Here is a 15,239-nt window from a genome sequence, read left to right as displayed (position 1 = left end):
CAGATGATTCGTCGCTCCACAGCCTGACTGGGAGACTGCGATGCCACCGATCGACCGCCGAGACTTCATCACCTGGCTGGGCGCCACCGCGGCCGTCGCCGGGACGGCCCGCGCCCATGCCGCGGACCTGCAGCCCACGCCGCTGTACGCCATCACGCCCGGCGGCGGCTCAGTCCCCAATGGTGCCCCCTGCGTGGGCGGCGACGGCGCGCTGTACGGCACCTTCATGCACGGCGGCAGCGGAGGCCTGGGGCTGCTGTACCGGCTGACGCTGGAGGGCACCTACACCGAGCTGGCTGGCCTGGTCTACCAGCAGGGACTGGGCGTTTCGGCGTCGTCACCCTGCAGCCTGGCCGAGGACGGCGCGCTGTGGAGCAGCACGATGTTCGGCGGCGCGCCCGGCAACGGCACCCTGATGCGCTGGTCAGCCGCCGACGGCCTGCGCTTTCTGCTGCCTGGCGGTGGCGAGCCGGGCGCGCCTGCGTTGCTGCGCGCCCGTCTGCAACTGGACGGCCCGTGGCTGTATGGCCTGGCCGACAGCCGGGTCGGCGGGGGCGGCTCCTGTCTTTACCGCAGCCGGCTCGTCCACCCGCGGCGCACCGAGGTGCTGTTCGAGCCCGATGTGCACAGCACAGGCGCCTGCCGCTCCGGTCCGCTGCGACTGCCCGACGGCACGCTGGTCTTCACCACCACGCGCGTGCTGGACCGCGGCGGCGCCCTGCTGCGCCTGGACCCGCGCCGCGGCTCGGTGGAGCTGCTGCACGCCTGGCGCTCGTCGGCACCGCGCGGTGAGCTGCTGCTGGACGCCGAGGGCTGGCTGTGGGGTGTGGTGACCGCCCACCGCGGACGCCACCTGGGTCAGGTCTGGCGTTTCCATCTGCAGCGGCGGCGGATGCAGCGGGTGCACGCCTTCACCGGCGGCGAGGATGGCGCCTACCCCTGCGGCGGCCTGACGCGGCACGCGGACGGCTCACTGTGGGGGCTGACGAACGGCGGCGGCGACCCCGTGATGCCGCGCGGCACCGTCTACCGCATCGGCGTGGACGGCGGCTATGCGGTGGTGCACCGATTCAGCGAAGGCGACCCCTGCGGCTACAGCCCGCTGGAGGCCCTGTGCGCCGCGCCCGACGGCTCGATGGTGGGCACCACCGACAGCGGCGGTGCGCATGGCCTGGGGGCGTTCTTCCGGCTGGCCTACTGAGCCGGGCCAGGCAGCTGGCGCGCGCCGCGGATCGCCGGCAGGCGCCAGGCCACCAGCGCCAGCAGTGCGCTGCCCACGGCCGCGAAGGCCAGCGAGGCGCGCAGGTCCACCTGCTCGCCCAGCCAGCCGCCGATCAGCGCGCCAGGCCCCGCCGGCAACAGGATCAGCCAGCGCATGGTGCTGGTCATGCGGCCCAGCAGCGGCTCGGGTGTGGCGGCCTGGCGCAACGAGATGAAGTTGATGAACAGGATCACCGCGCCAGCCCCGAAGCACATCAGCATCCATGCAAAGGCCGCCACGCCCCACGGTCCGATCGGCGCCAGCGCGGCGGCGCCCCAGCCCATGGCCGTGATCGCAAAGCCCGCCACCAGACTGGGACCCGGGCCGATGCGGCGGCTGAGCCGATCGCCGCGCAGACTGGCACCCACCGTGCCCACGCCCAGCGCAACGTAGCACAGGCCCACCTGCTGCTCATCCAGGCCCAGTGTGCGCGTGGCGTGCAGGATCTGGACCACCAGGGCTGACTGGTAGCACAGCTGCCAGGTGGCCACGCAGGCGGCCAGCGAGACCAGCAGGCGTTGGGACCGGACGAAGCGCAGGCCCTCCAGCAGCTCGGCACTGAAACTGCGGCCGACATCGCGCTGACGGATCTCCGTGACGCGCAGGCCCTTGAGCAACCCGGCGGAGAAGCTCAGCAGCAGCGCGTCGGCCAACAGCGCCAGCGGCGCACCCACCGCGCGGATCAGCAGCCCAGCCAGGCCAGGACCGACGACCTCGGCGCCCGAGCTGGCCAGCGCGTTCTTGGCATGGGCCTCGACCAGGCGCTCGCGCGGCACCACCTGGGTCAGCACGATCTGCGCGGCGGTCCCGGCACTGACATTGACCAGGCCCACCACGAAGGCCACTCCGTACAGCCAGCTCATCGACAGCCAGCCCATCAGCCAGGCCAGTGGCACCGAACCCACCGCCAGCGCCAGCAAGAGCTCGCCCGCCACGTAGACGGGCAGCTTGCGCACCCGATCCAGCCACACCCCCGAGGGCAGCGAGAACAATGTAAAGGGCAGCAGCTCAAGCGAGGTCAGCCAGCCCATTTGCGTCGGGCTGGCGTTCAGCAGCACCGCGGCCGACAGGGGCAGCGCCAGCAGGGTGATCTGCCCGCCCAGTGAGCCGCACAGCACCGACAGCCAAAGCCGACGGTAGGACGGATCACGCAGCAAATCGTCTGGGCGCAAGCGGTACAACGGGGACGGTCTCCGGGGACGAGGTGTTACTGGGCGGCCGATGCTAGCAGGCCATAATCGGTGGCCATGCACGACGAGCAGTCGATCGACCAGTACTTCACCGAGCAGATCGTCGGCCCGACGCGGCAGGTGGCCATGGGCCCCAGCGTGGGCCAGCTGCGCCAGCCCTCGCGCGGCGTGCTGGTGGAAGGCAGCCGTACCGGGCTGGAGATGACCTTGCTCGCGGTACGCAGCGCCTGGGCCGCCGAACCCGGCGAGGTGCTGGTGGGGCGACCGGTGTCGCTGCCCCGGCTGGCGCGCTGGCGCATCGGTCTGATGCTGGTGGCCTGGCTGGCCTGGAGTGCCGGCCTGGTGGCCGCCTGCGCCTGGTGGTGGCGGGTCTGAGCACAGGTGCAACGAAGGAATCGACGGTGAAGGAAGATCTGCCCGGAGCCAACCACGACACACTGGTCATCGACCCGGTGCGCCTGGGCATCGTGAACCGCCTGGCCGAAGGCAGCGTGGTCGACGGCCGCGTGCGCTATGCGGGCGGGCTGCTGCTGCAGGGCGAACTGGGCGGCCAGGGCGAGATCGCCGGCCGGCTGGTGGTGTGGCCGGGCGGCATGATCCGCGGCCGTTTCCGCGTGCTGGGCGACCTGTACCTGCTGGGCCGCGCTGGCGCCGACGTGCCCGACGCCGACCCCGACACCGTGATCGAGTGCCAGGGCACCGTCTATGTCGCCAGCAGCGGCGTGTCCACTGGCACGCTGCTGGCCACCCGATTGCGTATGTATGATGGCGCGACGCTGCAGGGGCCCTTTCGCACCCTGCGCGGCGAGTCCGCGCTGCCGGTGCTCGACGACACCGCCTGAGCCATGGACGACACCACTGCCCTGCCCTCCCCCGATGACAACGGCCAGCCGGCTGCCGAGGTCCCCGCGATCGCGCTGGGCCAGACCATGCCCGATGTCGACCGCGTGCCCACGCTGCAGCCTGCGGTGCAGGCCCTGCCCAGCAACGATCTGGCGTCGCGCCACTCGACGCTGGCTTCGGGCCTGTCCTTCACCGGCGCCGCACGCATCGTCGGCTCGATCACCGTGGCGGGCGAGGTGCAAGGTGATCTGCGCCTTGAGCAGTCACCCGATGGCCATGTGACGATCACCGAGACCGGCACCGTGGTGGGCGACATCAGCGCGCCCAACATTGCCGTGATGGGTCAGGCTGTCGGCCTGCTCGATGCCTCGGGCGGCCGCGTCACGCTGCACGAGTCGGCCAGTGTGTCGGGCCGCATCCGCTACACCCACCTGCAGGTCAATGGCGCCGACCTGAACGCGCAGCTGGAGCGCGTGCGCACCGATGTCCCGAAGCAGGGCTGAGGCGGCCACGGTCGCCACCAGCCAGGAGCTGCTGCGCTCCGCACTCCGGCGTTCCCAGCGCCGCAACACCTGGGTGGCCCGGCGCCGCCTGGCCTGGCGCTGGAGCGTGTACCTGCTGGGCAAGGCCCTGGTCTACCTGGGCCCGCCGCTGCTGGTGGCCTCGCTGGCCGCCTGGTGGTGGCTGCAGCGGGTCAACACGGGCGATGTCCCCCTCCCCACCGTTCCAGCTGTCGCCCCGGCGCCCGCGCCCGCTGCGCCGCCGGCCGCCGCCGAAGCGGTGGCCGCCAGCGCGCCGCTGCAGTTGCGCCTCGATGACGAGTCCCTGATGGCCCAGCCGCCGGTGCGTCACCGTCGGTTACCATTGCGATCACCAGAAGCGGCCTCCGCGGCCGACGCCCAGGAGTCCATGTGAACAGCCCAGATGCAGCCCGCGCCCCCGCGCGCCTCGTGCCGGTCGAGCAGCTCAATGCCATTTCCAGCCTGATCGCTGAAGGCGCGGTCTTTGAAGGCTCGTTCAGTTCGCGCCAGGACCTGGGCCTGAAAGTCGATGGCCTGCTGCAAGGCGACATCAGTTTCCAGAACGGCGGCACGGTGCATGTGGGCGCCACCGGCGTGATCGAGTCGACCACGATCGAGGCCGATCACGTGCTGATCGAAGGCAAGGTGCGCGGCACCGTGATTGCGCGCAAGTCGCTCGAGATCACCGGCACGGCCACGCTGCTGGGCGATGCCCTGTACGACGCGCTGCTCGACATCCACCCGCGCGCCCGTCTGCGCGGCAAGGTGGAGTACCGCGGCGAGATCGAAGGCCACCAGCTGGAACAGCAGCGGCCCTTCGGTTCGAACTGATCGCTGCAGCGGCCCGGCCTGCCTTGGCAGGACTCAGGAGCGGTAGTCGGCGTTGATGCTGACGTAGTCGTGCGACAGGTCGCAGGTCCAGACGGTGCTGCTGGCCGCACCGCGGCCCAGGTGCACGCGCACCGTGATCTCGGCCTGCTTCATCACCCGCTGGCCGTCTTCCTCGCGGTAAGCCGGGTTCCGGCCGCCCTGCGTGACCACATGCACATCGTCCAGGTGCATCTCGATCAGTTGCTGGTCGAGGTCAGCGATGCCGGCATAGCCCACGGCGGCCAGGATGCGGCCCAGGTTGGGGTCGCTGGCGAAAAAGGCGGTCTTGACCAGCGGTGAGTGGGCGATGGCGTAGGCGGCCAGGCGGCATTCGGCCTCATCGCGGCCACCGTCGATCTGCACGGTGATGAACTTGGTGGCGCCCTCGCCGTCGCGCACGATGGCCTGGGCCAGCTGGCGGGCCACGGCGAACACCGCGTCGCGCAGCACCTGGCCGTCGGTGCTGTCGAGCGAGGTGATCTCGGCGTGGCCGGCCTGGCGGGTGGCGATCAGCACGAAGCTGTCATTGGTGGAGGTGTCGCCGTCGATGGTGATGCGGTTGAACGAGGCATCGGCGGCCTGCTTGACCAGCGGCTGCAACAGGGCCGGCGCCAGCACGGCGTCGGTGGCGATGAAGCCCAGCATGGTGGCCATGTTCGGGCGGATCATGCCAGCGCCCTTGGAGATGCCGGTGACGGTGACCGTGCGGCCGCCGATCTGAACCTGGCGCGAGGCGGCCTTGGGCAGGGTGTCGGTGGTCATGATGCCTTCGGCGGCACGCGACCAGTTCGACGCCGACAGGTCGGCCAGCGCGGCCGGCAGACCGGCTTCGATGCGCTCGACCGGCAGCGTCTCCATGATGACGCCGGTCGAAAACGGCAGCACCTGTTGCGGCGTCAGACCCATGCGGGCGGCCAGCGCATCGCAGCTGCGGCGGGCACGGGCCAGGCCATCGGCGCCGGTGCCGGCGTTGGCATTGCCGGTGTTGATCAGCACGGCGCGAATGGCGGCGCCAGCGGCCAGGTGTTCGCGGCAGACCTGCACCGGGGCGGCGCAGTAGCGGTTCTGGGTGAAGACGCCGGCCACTGCGGCGCCTTCGGCCAGCTCCAGCACCACCAGGTCCTTGCGCTTGGCCTTGCGCACGCCGGCTTCGGCCACGCCCAGGCGCAGGCCGGGGACCGGGTGGAGGTCAGCAGGGTTCGGGGCGGTCAGCAGGACGGGCATGGCGGTGGCGCAGGGCGGGTGGCTTCAGGGAAGGCGCATTGTAGGGAGGCGCCCGCCTGTGCCGGCCGATGCAGGCCCACGGGCCCGCAGGCCCGTCAAGCCACCAGCTGTCCGATCGCGATGACCGCCACCAGCACCAGCCCGAGCAGGCTGACGCCGCTGAGGATGCGCACGACCTGGCGGTCGGCCTCCTCGAAGGCCTGCGCGGGGTCGCGCATGAGATCGTCGCTGGGGTCCCAGACGGCCATCTCGCCGAGCAGCGGACCCAGCGGGGGGGCGTCGGCCAGGCCGCGTTGGCTGAGCACGGCGGTCATCGTGAGCGTGGATTGGCGTGCCATGGCGATCACGCAGCCCGCTTCCAGGTGAAGAACTGCTCGCGCGGGGCAGCCCAGTACGGGGTCATCGGGGTGCGCGGCAGCGCCCGGCGCACCGGCGTCGACGCGCTGACCGGGCGGCTGGGCGCTTCGGGCAGCACCTCGCGGTAGCGGCGCAGGCGCTCGAGCGATTGCTCGATGCTGGCTGCCTCATGCCGGCGCAGGGCCTGCTCGGCGTCGCGCAGCGCCTGTTCCAGCAGCGCGTTGGCAAAGGCACCGGTCGATCCCAGCGAGGCGCAGTCGCCCGCAACCCGGCGGCAGCGTTGGATCTCGGCGTGAAGCATGTCGGGAAGGGTGGCCATGGTGGTTCTCCAGGTTGGACGCGTTGCCCATCGGTGGGCGTCGCGGCATGGTTGGCATTTCACCGGTCTTCGCGTCACATCACGACGCACGGACCGGGATCCGCCAAGCCGCTGCCGTGGACGATCGATAGACGATCAACCCGCGCGGCAAGCGGCGCCGCGGCGCACACTCAGTCGTCGAGGGCGTCGTCCTTCTCCAGCAGGGTGGCCATTCGGCGGGCGATCGGCCCCGGCACCGGCGCGTGGCGCACGGGCCGCTGTCCGGGCACCAGCCGGTCTGCCGACACCCGCGGCATGCCATGACGCGCCGTGGGCACGGTGAACAAGGCGGGCACGCTGATCGCGCGGAACACCGTGTCGGCGTGGTACTCGCGCAGGAATTCCACCCAGTTGGTCTCCTGCAGGAAGGGCACCACGCCCACCTGCAACCGCTCGGGGCCCTGGCCCGGGTTGATGTCCACGTAGAACGGCGTGCGCCAATCCCATTGGCCGCTGCGGGTGGGATCGGGCAGGAAGATGTTCATCGCCAGGTGGGGATCGGTGAAGTCCCAGACGATCTCGCCCCGGCTGTCCATCCAGGGCGAGTCGATGTCTCCGACCTGCTTGATGCCATCCATGGCGTGGCTCAGTGCCAATGCGGCGGCATGCACCTGCGGCCAGTCCTCGAGGTCGCGGGCCATGTGGTGGGCCAGGCTGTGCAGATCGGTGAGCTGGTCAGGGCCCTCCAGCAGCAGGTCGCCACTGGTGTCGTACTGCTGGGCCTTGACCATGGCTGCCTCGATGCGCCGGCGGGACCGGCGCGGATGGCGGGTGGTGCGCAGCTCGTTCAGCAGGGCGTCGGACAGCCGCTCGACACCCTGTGTGATGCCGGCCATGCGGCTCAGGTCCAGCGCCCCCCCCACCAGCGGATGCCGGCCCCGCTGCGACAGCAGGCGGTGGTTCTCCTCGACGAACCAGGCCGCCAGCGTGGCCGGCGCCACCGCGCCAGCCTGCGTGAGGCGCCGGATGACTTCGGGGTACGAAGCGGCGCCCGAGAAGTAGTTGGTGCTGCAGTAGCCGCTGGCAGCGTCGGCAAACGGCGCCACCGTGTGCAGCACCTCGACCGACATGTTGAAGCAGTTGGCAAAGTGCACCACGGCCAGGCGCGACGATGCGCCCTGCAGACCCGCCGCCAGCGCCTGGCCCAACACCCAGGTGGGCATCGAGGCATGGCTGACCGGCAGGGTTGGGCCACCCCCCGGCAGGGTCGGGCCACCGCCAGGCAAGGTCGGGCCACCGCCCGGCAGCGTTGGGCCACCGCCCGGCAGGGTCGGGCCGCCGCCCGGCAGGGTTGGGCCGCCGCCCGGCAGCGTTGGGCCGCCGCCCGGCAGGGTTGGGCCGCCGCCCGGCAGGGTCGGGCCACCGCCCGGCAGGGTTGGGCCACCGCCCGGCAGGGTTGGGCCACCGCCCGGCAGGGTTGGGCCACCGCCCGGCAGGGTCGGGCCGCCGCCCGGCAGGGTTGGGCCACCGCCCGGCAGGGTCGGTACGCCGCGCTCGAACACCGGCCGGCCCGCCTCGTCGAATGGGGCCTGCTCGTTGCCGGCACGCTGCCAGTCGCCCAGGCGTCCCAGCTCGTGCAGGCGCAGCAGACCGGCCTTGTCGATGGCCGGCAGGTAACCGCTGCCATGCCCTTCCAGGCACAGCGCCAGACGCTTGCCGGGGTAGCGGGTGAGCGCCGTCTGCAACAGGCCGGACAGCGATGGGGCCGCCGCCATGTCCAGCTTCCAGCAGACCTCGTCGCGCAGCACCGACGGCGCGGCCGGATCGAACTGCAGCAGCCGTGTCGGCTCGCCCGGCAGGTCGAGCAGGGCCAGCACCGGCACGCCGCCAGCGGCCACCTGCGACAGCGAGGCCAGCAGCGGGTGCTCGCGCCAACGGGTGTTGTCACCCGGGTAGCGGCTGAGCGCATAGTCGTCGCCGAAGGGGGCATAGACCAGCAAACACAGGTCCTGGACCTGCACCGGGATGGGGGAGATGTCAGACGGCATGGGTACTCCTGAGTCGGTGGGACGCGCGCGCCGGGCGCAACACGCCCACGTTGCCCTTGACACCTTAGGCAAGATCCCCATGCAAGGCCACGCGGCCCGCAGCACTGGCACGGGCCGACCGTGTACGATTGATGGACGATTCCACACCACCGCCCCGCCAGCCCCATGATCCCGGCCACACGCACAGTCTCGCCTCGCGCCTTCGATGTGCTGCTCAACGCCGGTTTGCAGGCGCACCGCAACGGCCAATTGCACGAGGGCCTGGGACCGCGGCACCCGCGCCTGGCCGCCTGGCTGCACCGGCGCTGGCTGCAGCCGGTGCTGGGCACGCTGGGCGACGCCGTGCCGCCCGCGCAGCGTCGGTTGTTCGCGTTGCGCTGTGTGCTGGTCTGGGCGCTGTCACAACTGCGGCCCGACCGTCAGCCCGGACTGGGCGACATCCCGGTCCAGGCCTGGCTGCAAAGCACCAGCTGGCGACCGCTGTTGTCGCTGGCCAGCCACCACGGCTTTCTGGCGGTGCCGGCCTTTCCGTCGCACTACCGGCGGCGCGAGAACGAGACCGCCGTCGACAACCTCTGCGGTCTGTGGTCGGTGGTGCCCAGCACGCTGTACCGCTACATGGACAAGGGCCGGCTGCAGCTGGGCATGGCCTTGCTGCAGCGTGAGCCGCCGGGCGAGTGGCTGCTGAGCCTGCGCCAGGCCAGCTGGCGGGCACTGACCGAGCAGCCGTCTGCGGCCGAGGCCTTCGGCCTGCCCTGGCACCTGGCTCAGGCCGAACAGGCCATGGCCGAGGCGCGCGCCACCGATGCGCTGTGGCACAGCCTGGCCGCCGACGATCCGGCCCTGGTGCTGCAGGTGTTCCGGCGGCACTCGCTGGCCCTGGCGGCCACCGAGGAAGCCGATGCCATGGTCGACAGCTGGGAGCTGCCGCGCCGCGACCGACGGGTGGCCTTCGAGGTGGCGCTGGACATGGCGAGCCTGTGGCGCCACCGCCATGACCTGCTGCGCGAGAACGACTGCCTGCAGCAGGCGCTGCGCATCGCCGATGCCACCGGACTGGCGCTGCTGTGCGGTCGCGCGTATGCGGCCCTGGGCCGCTTCCATATGGCGCGCGACCACGACCGCACGCTGGCCTGCTACGACGACGCGCTGCGCCACCTGCGGGTGGCCGCCGGCGGTCCGGCCAGCGACCCCGACACCGAGCGCGCGCGCGAAGAGCTGGTGCGCTCGCTGGTGCACCTGGCCTGGATCCACCTGCGCTGCAGCGACCCGAAGTCGCTGCCGCTGCTGGAGCAGGTGGATGAGCTTGACCGCGATCACCCCTTGCCCGACGAGATCCGCGCCGAGGTGGAGCAGGTCTGGGGCGAGTACTGGCGCTGTGCGGGCCAGCTGCAGAAGGCGCTGGCACACAAGCAGCGGGCGCTGAACATCTACGAGCGCCTGGGCGACCAGCGCTCGGCACTGTCCACCTGCAACAACCTCAGCCTGATCTACGCCGAGGCGCGCGACATCGGGCGGGCAATCCATTACGGCCAGCGGGTCCTGGACGCCGCGCGCGAGACCACCCTGGAGACCGAGGTGGTGGCGGGCGCGCAGCTGCACGTGGGCATCGCCCACTTCTACAAGGCCCAGTACGACCTGGCGATCCAGCACTACGACGCCGCCATGCAGACCTACGAGCGGGGCGGCATCAGCGGCCGGCTCAGCGTGTGCCATTTCAATCTGGCCGAGGCCTATTTCCACCGCTATGCCCGCGACCAGAACCCCGAGGACGAGCGGCTGGGCGATCACCATGCTGGCATCGCGCTGAGACTGGGGCAGCTCGACCAGCGCCAGGGCTGGGCCGAAACGGTGGGCGCACTCAAGTCCAACGCCCTGGGGTCCGAGAACGTGCCCGACCGCCTGCTGCCCGACGAGTTCGCGGACCACTACCAGCAGATGAACACGGTGCGTCAGCAGCGGCGTCGGCTGGCGATGCCGGACCTGCCACCCACCGAACAGGTCCGCGCACGGCTGCAGATCGCCCAGGCCTACCTGGCCATCGCGGTGCGCGAGCGTGAATCCGCGCTGGCGCTGGCGCGCACCCACGGCCGGCCCGAGGACATGGACGCGGCACTGGCCGGCCTGCGCGATGTGTTCGAGCGGGCGCTGAGCGCGGAAGAGCGGCGGCGCGCCCACTGGGAGGCTCAGGCGGCCGATCTGCTGGATCGCGCCCGCTGCGCCCAGGTGCTGGAGCACCTGGTGCAGCACGGCGCGTTGCAAAAGCGCCATTACGCGGCGATCAGCGGTCTGGGCCTGGCCACGGCCAGCAAGCACCTGGTGGCGCTGGCGGCACGCGGTCTGCTGGTGCAAACCGGCAAGGGGCCGGCCACGCGCTACCTGCTGCCCGACGAGGTCGCGGCGGCCCGCTCAGACGCGACGGTGCATTGAGCCTGGGCGCGCGCTGCGCGCCGCGGGCTCAGGCCAGCCGACCGTGGCAGGCCTTGTACTTCTTGCCGCTGCCGCAGGGGCAGGGATCGTTGCGGCCGACGCGCGGCACCTCGGCGGCCAGCGTGGCCGGGTCGGCCTCGGCGCTGACGCTGCCGTCCTCGTTGGGGTGGGTGTAGGTGACGTTGCGCACAGTCTCGGCGCGTTCCTCCAGCGCCTCGGCGGCCTCGGCCACCTGTTCCTGGGTTTGCACGCGCACCGTCATCAGCACGCGGGTGACTTCCATCTTCACCACGTCCAGCAGTTGCGAGAACAGCTCGAAGGCCTCGCGCTTGTATTCCTGCTTGGGGTTCTTCTGGGCGTAGCCGCGCAGATGGATGCCCTGACGCAGGTAGTCCAGCGCGGCCAGGTGCTCGCGCCAGTGCGTGTCGATCGACTGCAGCAACACCATGCGCATGAAGGGCGTGAACTGCTCGTCGCCAACGAGGTCGAGCTTGGCCTGGAAGGCGGCGTCGGCGGCGGTCACCACCTTCTCGACGATCTCCTCGTCGGTCACGGCGTCGCTGCCGTCCACCCATTGGCGTAGCGGCACCTCGAGCTGCCACTCGTCCTTCAGCACCTGCTCCAGGCTGGCCAGGTCCCACTGCTCCTCAACCGATTCCTGCGGCACATAGGTGCGCACCACGTCGGTCATGGTGGAGGAGCGCAGGTTGGCGATCTGGGCCACCAGCGACGGCGCCTCGAGGATGTCGTTGCGCTGCTGGTAGATGACCTTGCGCTGGTCGTTGGAGACGTCGTCGTACTCCAGCAGCTGCTTGCGGACGTCGAAGTTACGCGCCTCGACCTTGCGCTGCGCACTCTCGATCGAGCGGCTGACGATGCCCGCCTCGATGGCCTCGCCCTCGGGCATCTTCAGGCGGTCCATGATGGATCGCACGCGGTCGCCCGCGAAGATGCGCATCAGCGGATCGTCCAGGCTCAGGTAGAAGCGCGAGGCACCCGGGTCGCCCTGGCGGCCCGAGCGGCCGCGCAGCTGGTTGTCGATGCGGCGGCTCTCGTGGCGCTCGGTGGCGATGATGCGCAAGCCGCCCTCGGCCTTGACCTTCTCGTGCAGGCCGGCCCACTCGTCCTTGAGCTGCTGGATGCGGCGGGTCTTGTCCTCGTCCGACACCGACGCATCGGCTTCCAGGAACTGGATCTGCTTCTCGACATTGCCGCCCAGCACGATGTCGGTGCCGCGGCCGGCCATGTTGGTGGCGATGGTGATCACGCCCGGACGACCCGCCTGGGCGACGATCTCGGCCTCCTTGGCGTGCTGCTTGGCGTTGAGCACCTGGTGCGGCAGCTTGGCCTGGTTGAGCAGGCCCGAGATCAGCTCGGAGTTCTCGATCGAGGTGGTGCCCACCAGCACCGGCTGGCCGCGGGTGTGGCAGTCGCGGATGTCCTCGATCACCGCGTTGTACTTCTCGCGCGCGGTCTTGTAGACCAGGTCGTTCTCGTCCTTGCGGATCGTCGGCCGGTTCGGCGGGATGACCACGGTTTCCAGACCGTAGATCTCCTGGAACTCGTAGGCCTCGGTGTCGGCCGTGCCGGTCATGCCGCCGAGCTTGGCGTACATGCGGAAGTAGTTCTGGAAGGTGATCGAGGCCAGGGTCTGGTTCTCGCTCTGGATGGCCACGCCTTCCTTGGCCTCGACGGCCTGGTGCAGACCATCCGACCAGCGCCGACCGGTCATCAGGCGGCCGGTGAACTCGTCGACGATCACCACCTCGCCGTTCTGCACCACATAGTGCTGGTCACGGTGGTACAGGTGCTGGGCACGCAGCGCCGCGTACACATGGTGCATCAGCGTGATATTGGCCGGGTCGTAGAGGCTGGCGCCTTCGGTCAGCAGGCCGGCCTGGGCCAGGATGCGCTCGGCGTTCTCGTGGCCGGCTTCGGTCAGGAAGACCTGGTGGGTCTTCTCGTCGACCGTGAAGTCGCCCGGCTCGATCACGCCCTCGCCGGTGCGCGGATCGGCCTCGCCGATCTGCTTCTTGAGCTGCGGCACCACGCCATTGATGCGCACATACAGCTCGGTGTGGTCCTCGGCCTGGCCGGAGATGATCAGCGGCGTGCGGGCCTCGTCGATCAGGATCGAGTCCACCTCGTCGACGATCGCGAAGTTCAGCCCCCGCTGCACCCGGTCGCCGGTCTCGTGGACCATGTTGTCGCGCAGGTAGTCGAAGCCGAACTCGTTGTTGGTGCCGTAGGTGATGTCGGCCGCGTAGGCGGCCTGCTTCTGGGCGCGGTCCATGCCGGGCACGTTGACGCCCACGGTCAGGCCCAGGAAGTTGTAGAGCCGGCCCATCCACTCGGCATCGCGGCTGGCCAGGTAGTCGTTGACCGTCACCACATGCACGCCCTTGCCGGCCAGTGCATTGAGGTAGACCGGCAGCGTGGCCATCAGCGTCTTGCCCTCGCCGGTGCGCATCTCGGCGATCTTGCCGTTGTGCAGCGTCATGCCGCCCAGCAGCTGGACATCGAAGTGGCGCATCTTGAGCGCGCGCTTGCCGGCTTCGCGCACCGTGGCAAAGGCCTCGGGCAGCAGATCGTCCAGCGTGGCGCCCTGGGCCAGGCGCTCGCGCAGCTGGGGCGTCATGGCCTGCAGGGCCGCATCATCAAGGGCCGCGAACTGCACCTCAAGGGCGTTGATCTTCTCGACAACGCGGCGGTACTGCTTGAGCAGGCGGTCGTTGCGACTGCCGAAAATCTGGGTGAGAAGCTTGGGCAACATGCGGCGAAGGGCCTGAGGAATCGTCGGGGCGACGCCCACAGATGGGGCCGCGGCACCCACGGTTCAAGGGGCGCGTCGCAAACGTTCCATGTTATCACCCGGGCATGGCCGGGCTGCCCCCGCGTTCAGGGGCCGGCGGCAGCCAGGAAACGCGACGGGTTCTGCGGCACGCCGTCGATCAGCACCTCGAAGTGCAGGTGCGGACCGGTCGAGCGGCCGGTGTTGCCCACCAGCGCCACCTGCTGGCCGCGCTTGACGATGTCGCCGGTGTTGACCAGGATTTTCGAGGTGTGGGCGTAGCGCGTGGCCAGGCCGTTGCCGTGGTCGATCTCCAGCAACTGGCCGTACTGCGGGTGCCAGGCGGTGGAGGTGACCACGCCGCCAGCGGCCGAGAGGATGGGCGTGCCCGGCGAGGCCTGGAAGTCCTGGCCCGTGTGCAGCGCCGGGCGGCCGGTGAAGGGATCGGCGCGGAAGCCAAAGGGCGAGCCGATCGGAGCATCGATCGGCCGGCTGCTGGGCAGCATCAGCGAGGCCAGGCGCTTCTCGAACAGGCGGGATTCGGTCAGCGTGAAAACGTCGGCATGCTGCTCGACGCGGTGCTCCAGCTGCGACATGGCCTCATTGAGCACCTCCAGGCTGGGATGGTCCAGCGGCAGATAAGGGCCGCCGGCCCCGCGCGGCGCGGGCAGCATCGGGGCCGAGGCGCCAGAGGCGGCCGGCTGCAGCAGCCTGAGCTCGTCGGGCTTGACGCCGGCCAGGTTGGTGAGCCGATCACCCATGGCCTCGAGGCGGATCATGCGCGCCTGCATGTCGCCCACCTTGGAGGCCATCGCGTCCAGGTTCTCGCGCATGAAGCGGTCGCGCTGCGCGAACTCGTCGCGCACCACCAGCTGGACGATCTGGCTGACCACCGGCCAGCCCTCGCGCGCAGCGGCCAGGAAGATGAAGTGGTAGATGGTGCCGGACAGCAGCAACAAGGCCATCAACAGCGCCGCCACGGCCGAGGCGATCTGCAGCCGGCTGAGCTGGAAGGCGCGGGTGCGGGAGGCCCCCTCGCCGGTGATCAGGATCTGCATCGAACTACACTCCTCGCCGATGAACCTTCCCGGCAAGCACCAGCCCCACACCCGGCCGATCGCCGAGGCGCTGGATGCCAACCAGGCCCTGGGCCGCCTGCTGGAGCGGCTGCGCGAGTCTCAGCGCCGGCATGCGCTGATCCTGCCCGCCCTGGCGCCGGCCCTGCGGCCCTGGGTTCAGCCCGGACCGCTCGATGACGAGGGCTGGACGCTGCTGGTGCCCAACGCCGCCGTGGCGGCCAAGATGCGCCACGCCCTGCCCCATCTGGAAGCGGTGCTGGCCGAAGCCGGTTGCCCGCCCCTGCCGCTGCGGATCAAGGTGCGCTCCGGGCGCCCCTGAGCCCGTGC

The 15,239-nt window shown here is 70.6% G+C and carries 15 protein-coding genes; 8 read left to right on the top strand and 7 right to left on the bottom strand.

Features of this window, described 5'->3' with window-relative positions:
* Nucleotides 1-40: 40 nt before the first annotated feature.
* Nucleotides 41-1,201: a choice-of-anchor tandem repeat GloVer-containing protein gene (locus KAK06_RS00375; RefSeq protein ID WP_210799702.1), complete on the top strand. Its 1,161-nt coding sequence runs from the start codon at nucleotides 41-43 to the stop codon at nucleotides 1,199-1,201.
* On the opposite strand, the gene KAK06_RS00370 is transcribed toward KAK06_RS00375, so the two are convergent.
* Entirely contained in the window at nucleotides 1,195-2,442 is a 1,248-nt protein-coding gene (locus KAK06_RS00370) for an MFS transporter (RefSeq protein WP_210799701.1), read from the bottom strand. The two genes, KAK06_RS00375 and KAK06_RS00370, sit on opposite strands and share 7 nt — an antisense overlap.
* Nucleotides 2,443-2,508: 66 nt before the next feature.
* On the opposite strand from KAK06_RS00370, the gene KAK06_RS00365 reads away from it, so the two are divergent.
* Genes KAK06_RS00365 through KAK06_RS00345 form a run of 5 tightly spaced genes read left to right on the top strand, consistent with a single transcriptional unit; the run spans nucleotide 2,509 to nucleotide 4,646 of the window.
* Nucleotides 2,509-2,826, top strand: a complete 318-nt coding sequence (locus KAK06_RS00365) for a hypothetical protein (RefSeq protein WP_210799700.1) — start codon at nucleotides 2,509-2,511, stop codon at nucleotides 2,824-2,826.
* A gap of 26 nt (nucleotides 2,827-2,852) precedes the next feature.
* A complete protein-coding gene (locus KAK06_RS00360) occupies nucleotides 2,853-3,293 on the top strand; it encodes a polymer-forming cytoskeletal protein (RefSeq protein WP_310741001.1) in 441 nt (146 codons plus the stop codon).
* Between the two features lie 3 nt (nucleotides 3,294-3,296).
* A complete protein-coding gene (locus KAK06_RS00355) occupies nucleotides 3,297-3,797 on the top strand; it encodes a bactofilin family protein (RefSeq protein ID WP_210799699.1) in 501 nt (166 codons plus the stop codon).
* Entirely contained in the window at nucleotides 3,778-4,209 is a 432-nt protein-coding gene (locus tag KAK06_RS00350) for a hypothetical protein (protein ID WP_210799698.1), read from the top strand. Before KAK06_RS00355 ends, KAK06_RS00350 begins: the two co-directional genes overlap by 20 nt.
* A complete protein-coding gene (locus KAK06_RS00345) occupies nucleotides 4,206-4,646 on the top strand; it encodes a bactofilin family protein (protein ID WP_210799697.1) in 441 nt (146 codons plus the stop codon). Before KAK06_RS00350 ends, KAK06_RS00345 begins: the two co-directional genes overlap by 4 nt.
* Before the next feature lie 33 nt (nucleotides 4,647-4,679).
* On the opposite strand, the gene argJ is transcribed toward KAK06_RS00345, so the two are convergent.
* From argJ to KAK06_RS00325, 4 genes are all read right to left on the bottom strand, one after another.
* Nucleotides 4,680-5,909, bottom strand: coding sequence for a bifunctional glutamate N-acetyltransferase/amino-acid acetyltransferase ArgJ (gene argJ / locus KAK06_RS00340; protein ID WP_210799696.1), 1,230 nt, complete (start codon nucleotides 5,907-5,909; stop codon nucleotides 4,680-4,682).
* Nucleotides 5,910-6,004: 95 nt separating this feature from the next.
* Nucleotides 6,005-6,247: a hypothetical protein gene (locus tag KAK06_RS00335; RefSeq protein ID WP_210799695.1), complete on the bottom strand. Its 243-nt coding sequence runs from the start codon at nucleotides 6,245-6,247 to the stop codon at nucleotides 6,005-6,007.
* Nucleotides 6,248-6,252: 5 nt separating this feature from the next.
* Nucleotides 6,253-6,585, bottom strand: coding sequence for a hypothetical protein (locus KAK06_RS00330; RefSeq protein ID WP_210799694.1), 333 nt, complete (start codon nucleotides 6,583-6,585; stop codon nucleotides 6,253-6,255).
* 170 nt (nucleotides 6,586-6,755) lie between these two features.
* Nucleotides 6,756-8,612, bottom strand: coding sequence for a hypothetical protein (locus KAK06_RS00325; protein WP_210799693.1), 1,857 nt, complete (start codon nucleotides 8,610-8,612; stop codon nucleotides 6,756-6,758).
* A 165-nt stretch (nucleotides 8,613-8,777) separates the two neighbouring features.
* Between KAK06_RS00325 and KAK06_RS00320 the strand changes: the two genes are divergently transcribed.
* A complete protein-coding gene (locus tag KAK06_RS00320; protein WP_210799692.1) occupies nucleotides 8,778-11,042 on the top strand; it encodes a tetratricopeptide repeat protein in 2,265 nt (754 codons plus the stop codon).
* Nucleotides 11,043-11,070: 28 nt separating this feature from the next.
* On the opposite strand, the gene secA is transcribed toward KAK06_RS00320, so the two are convergent.
* On the bottom strand, nucleotides 11,071-13,815 hold the full coding sequence (secA, locus tag KAK06_RS00315) for a preprotein translocase subunit SecA (protein ID WP_210799691.1): 2,745 nt from the start codon (nucleotides 13,813-13,815) through the stop codon (nucleotides 11,071-11,073).
* Between the two features lie 125 nt (nucleotides 13,816-13,940).
* Nucleotides 13,941-14,891, bottom strand: a complete 951-nt coding sequence (locus KAK06_RS00310; RefSeq protein WP_210799690.1) for a M23 family metallopeptidase — start codon at nucleotides 14,889-14,891, stop codon at nucleotides 13,941-13,943.
* Between the two features lie 19 nt (nucleotides 14,892-14,910).
* On the opposite strand from KAK06_RS00310, the gene KAK06_RS00305 reads away from it, so the two are divergent.
* Complete coding sequence (locus KAK06_RS00305) at nucleotides 14,911-15,231, top strand: hypothetical protein (RefSeq protein WP_210799689.1); 321 nt, start codon at nucleotides 14,911-14,913, stop codon at nucleotides 15,229-15,231.
* Nucleotides 15,232-15,239: the final 8 nt, after the last annotated feature.

This window comes from Ideonella aquatica (assembly GCF_018069755.1).
Lineage (GTDB): Bacteria > Pseudomonadota > Gammaproteobacteria > Burkholderiales > Burkholderiaceae_C > Ideonella > Ideonella aquatica.
The sequence above is the reverse complement of the archived record's forward strand: the minus strand, read 5'-3'. Positions and strand labels throughout refer to the sequence as shown.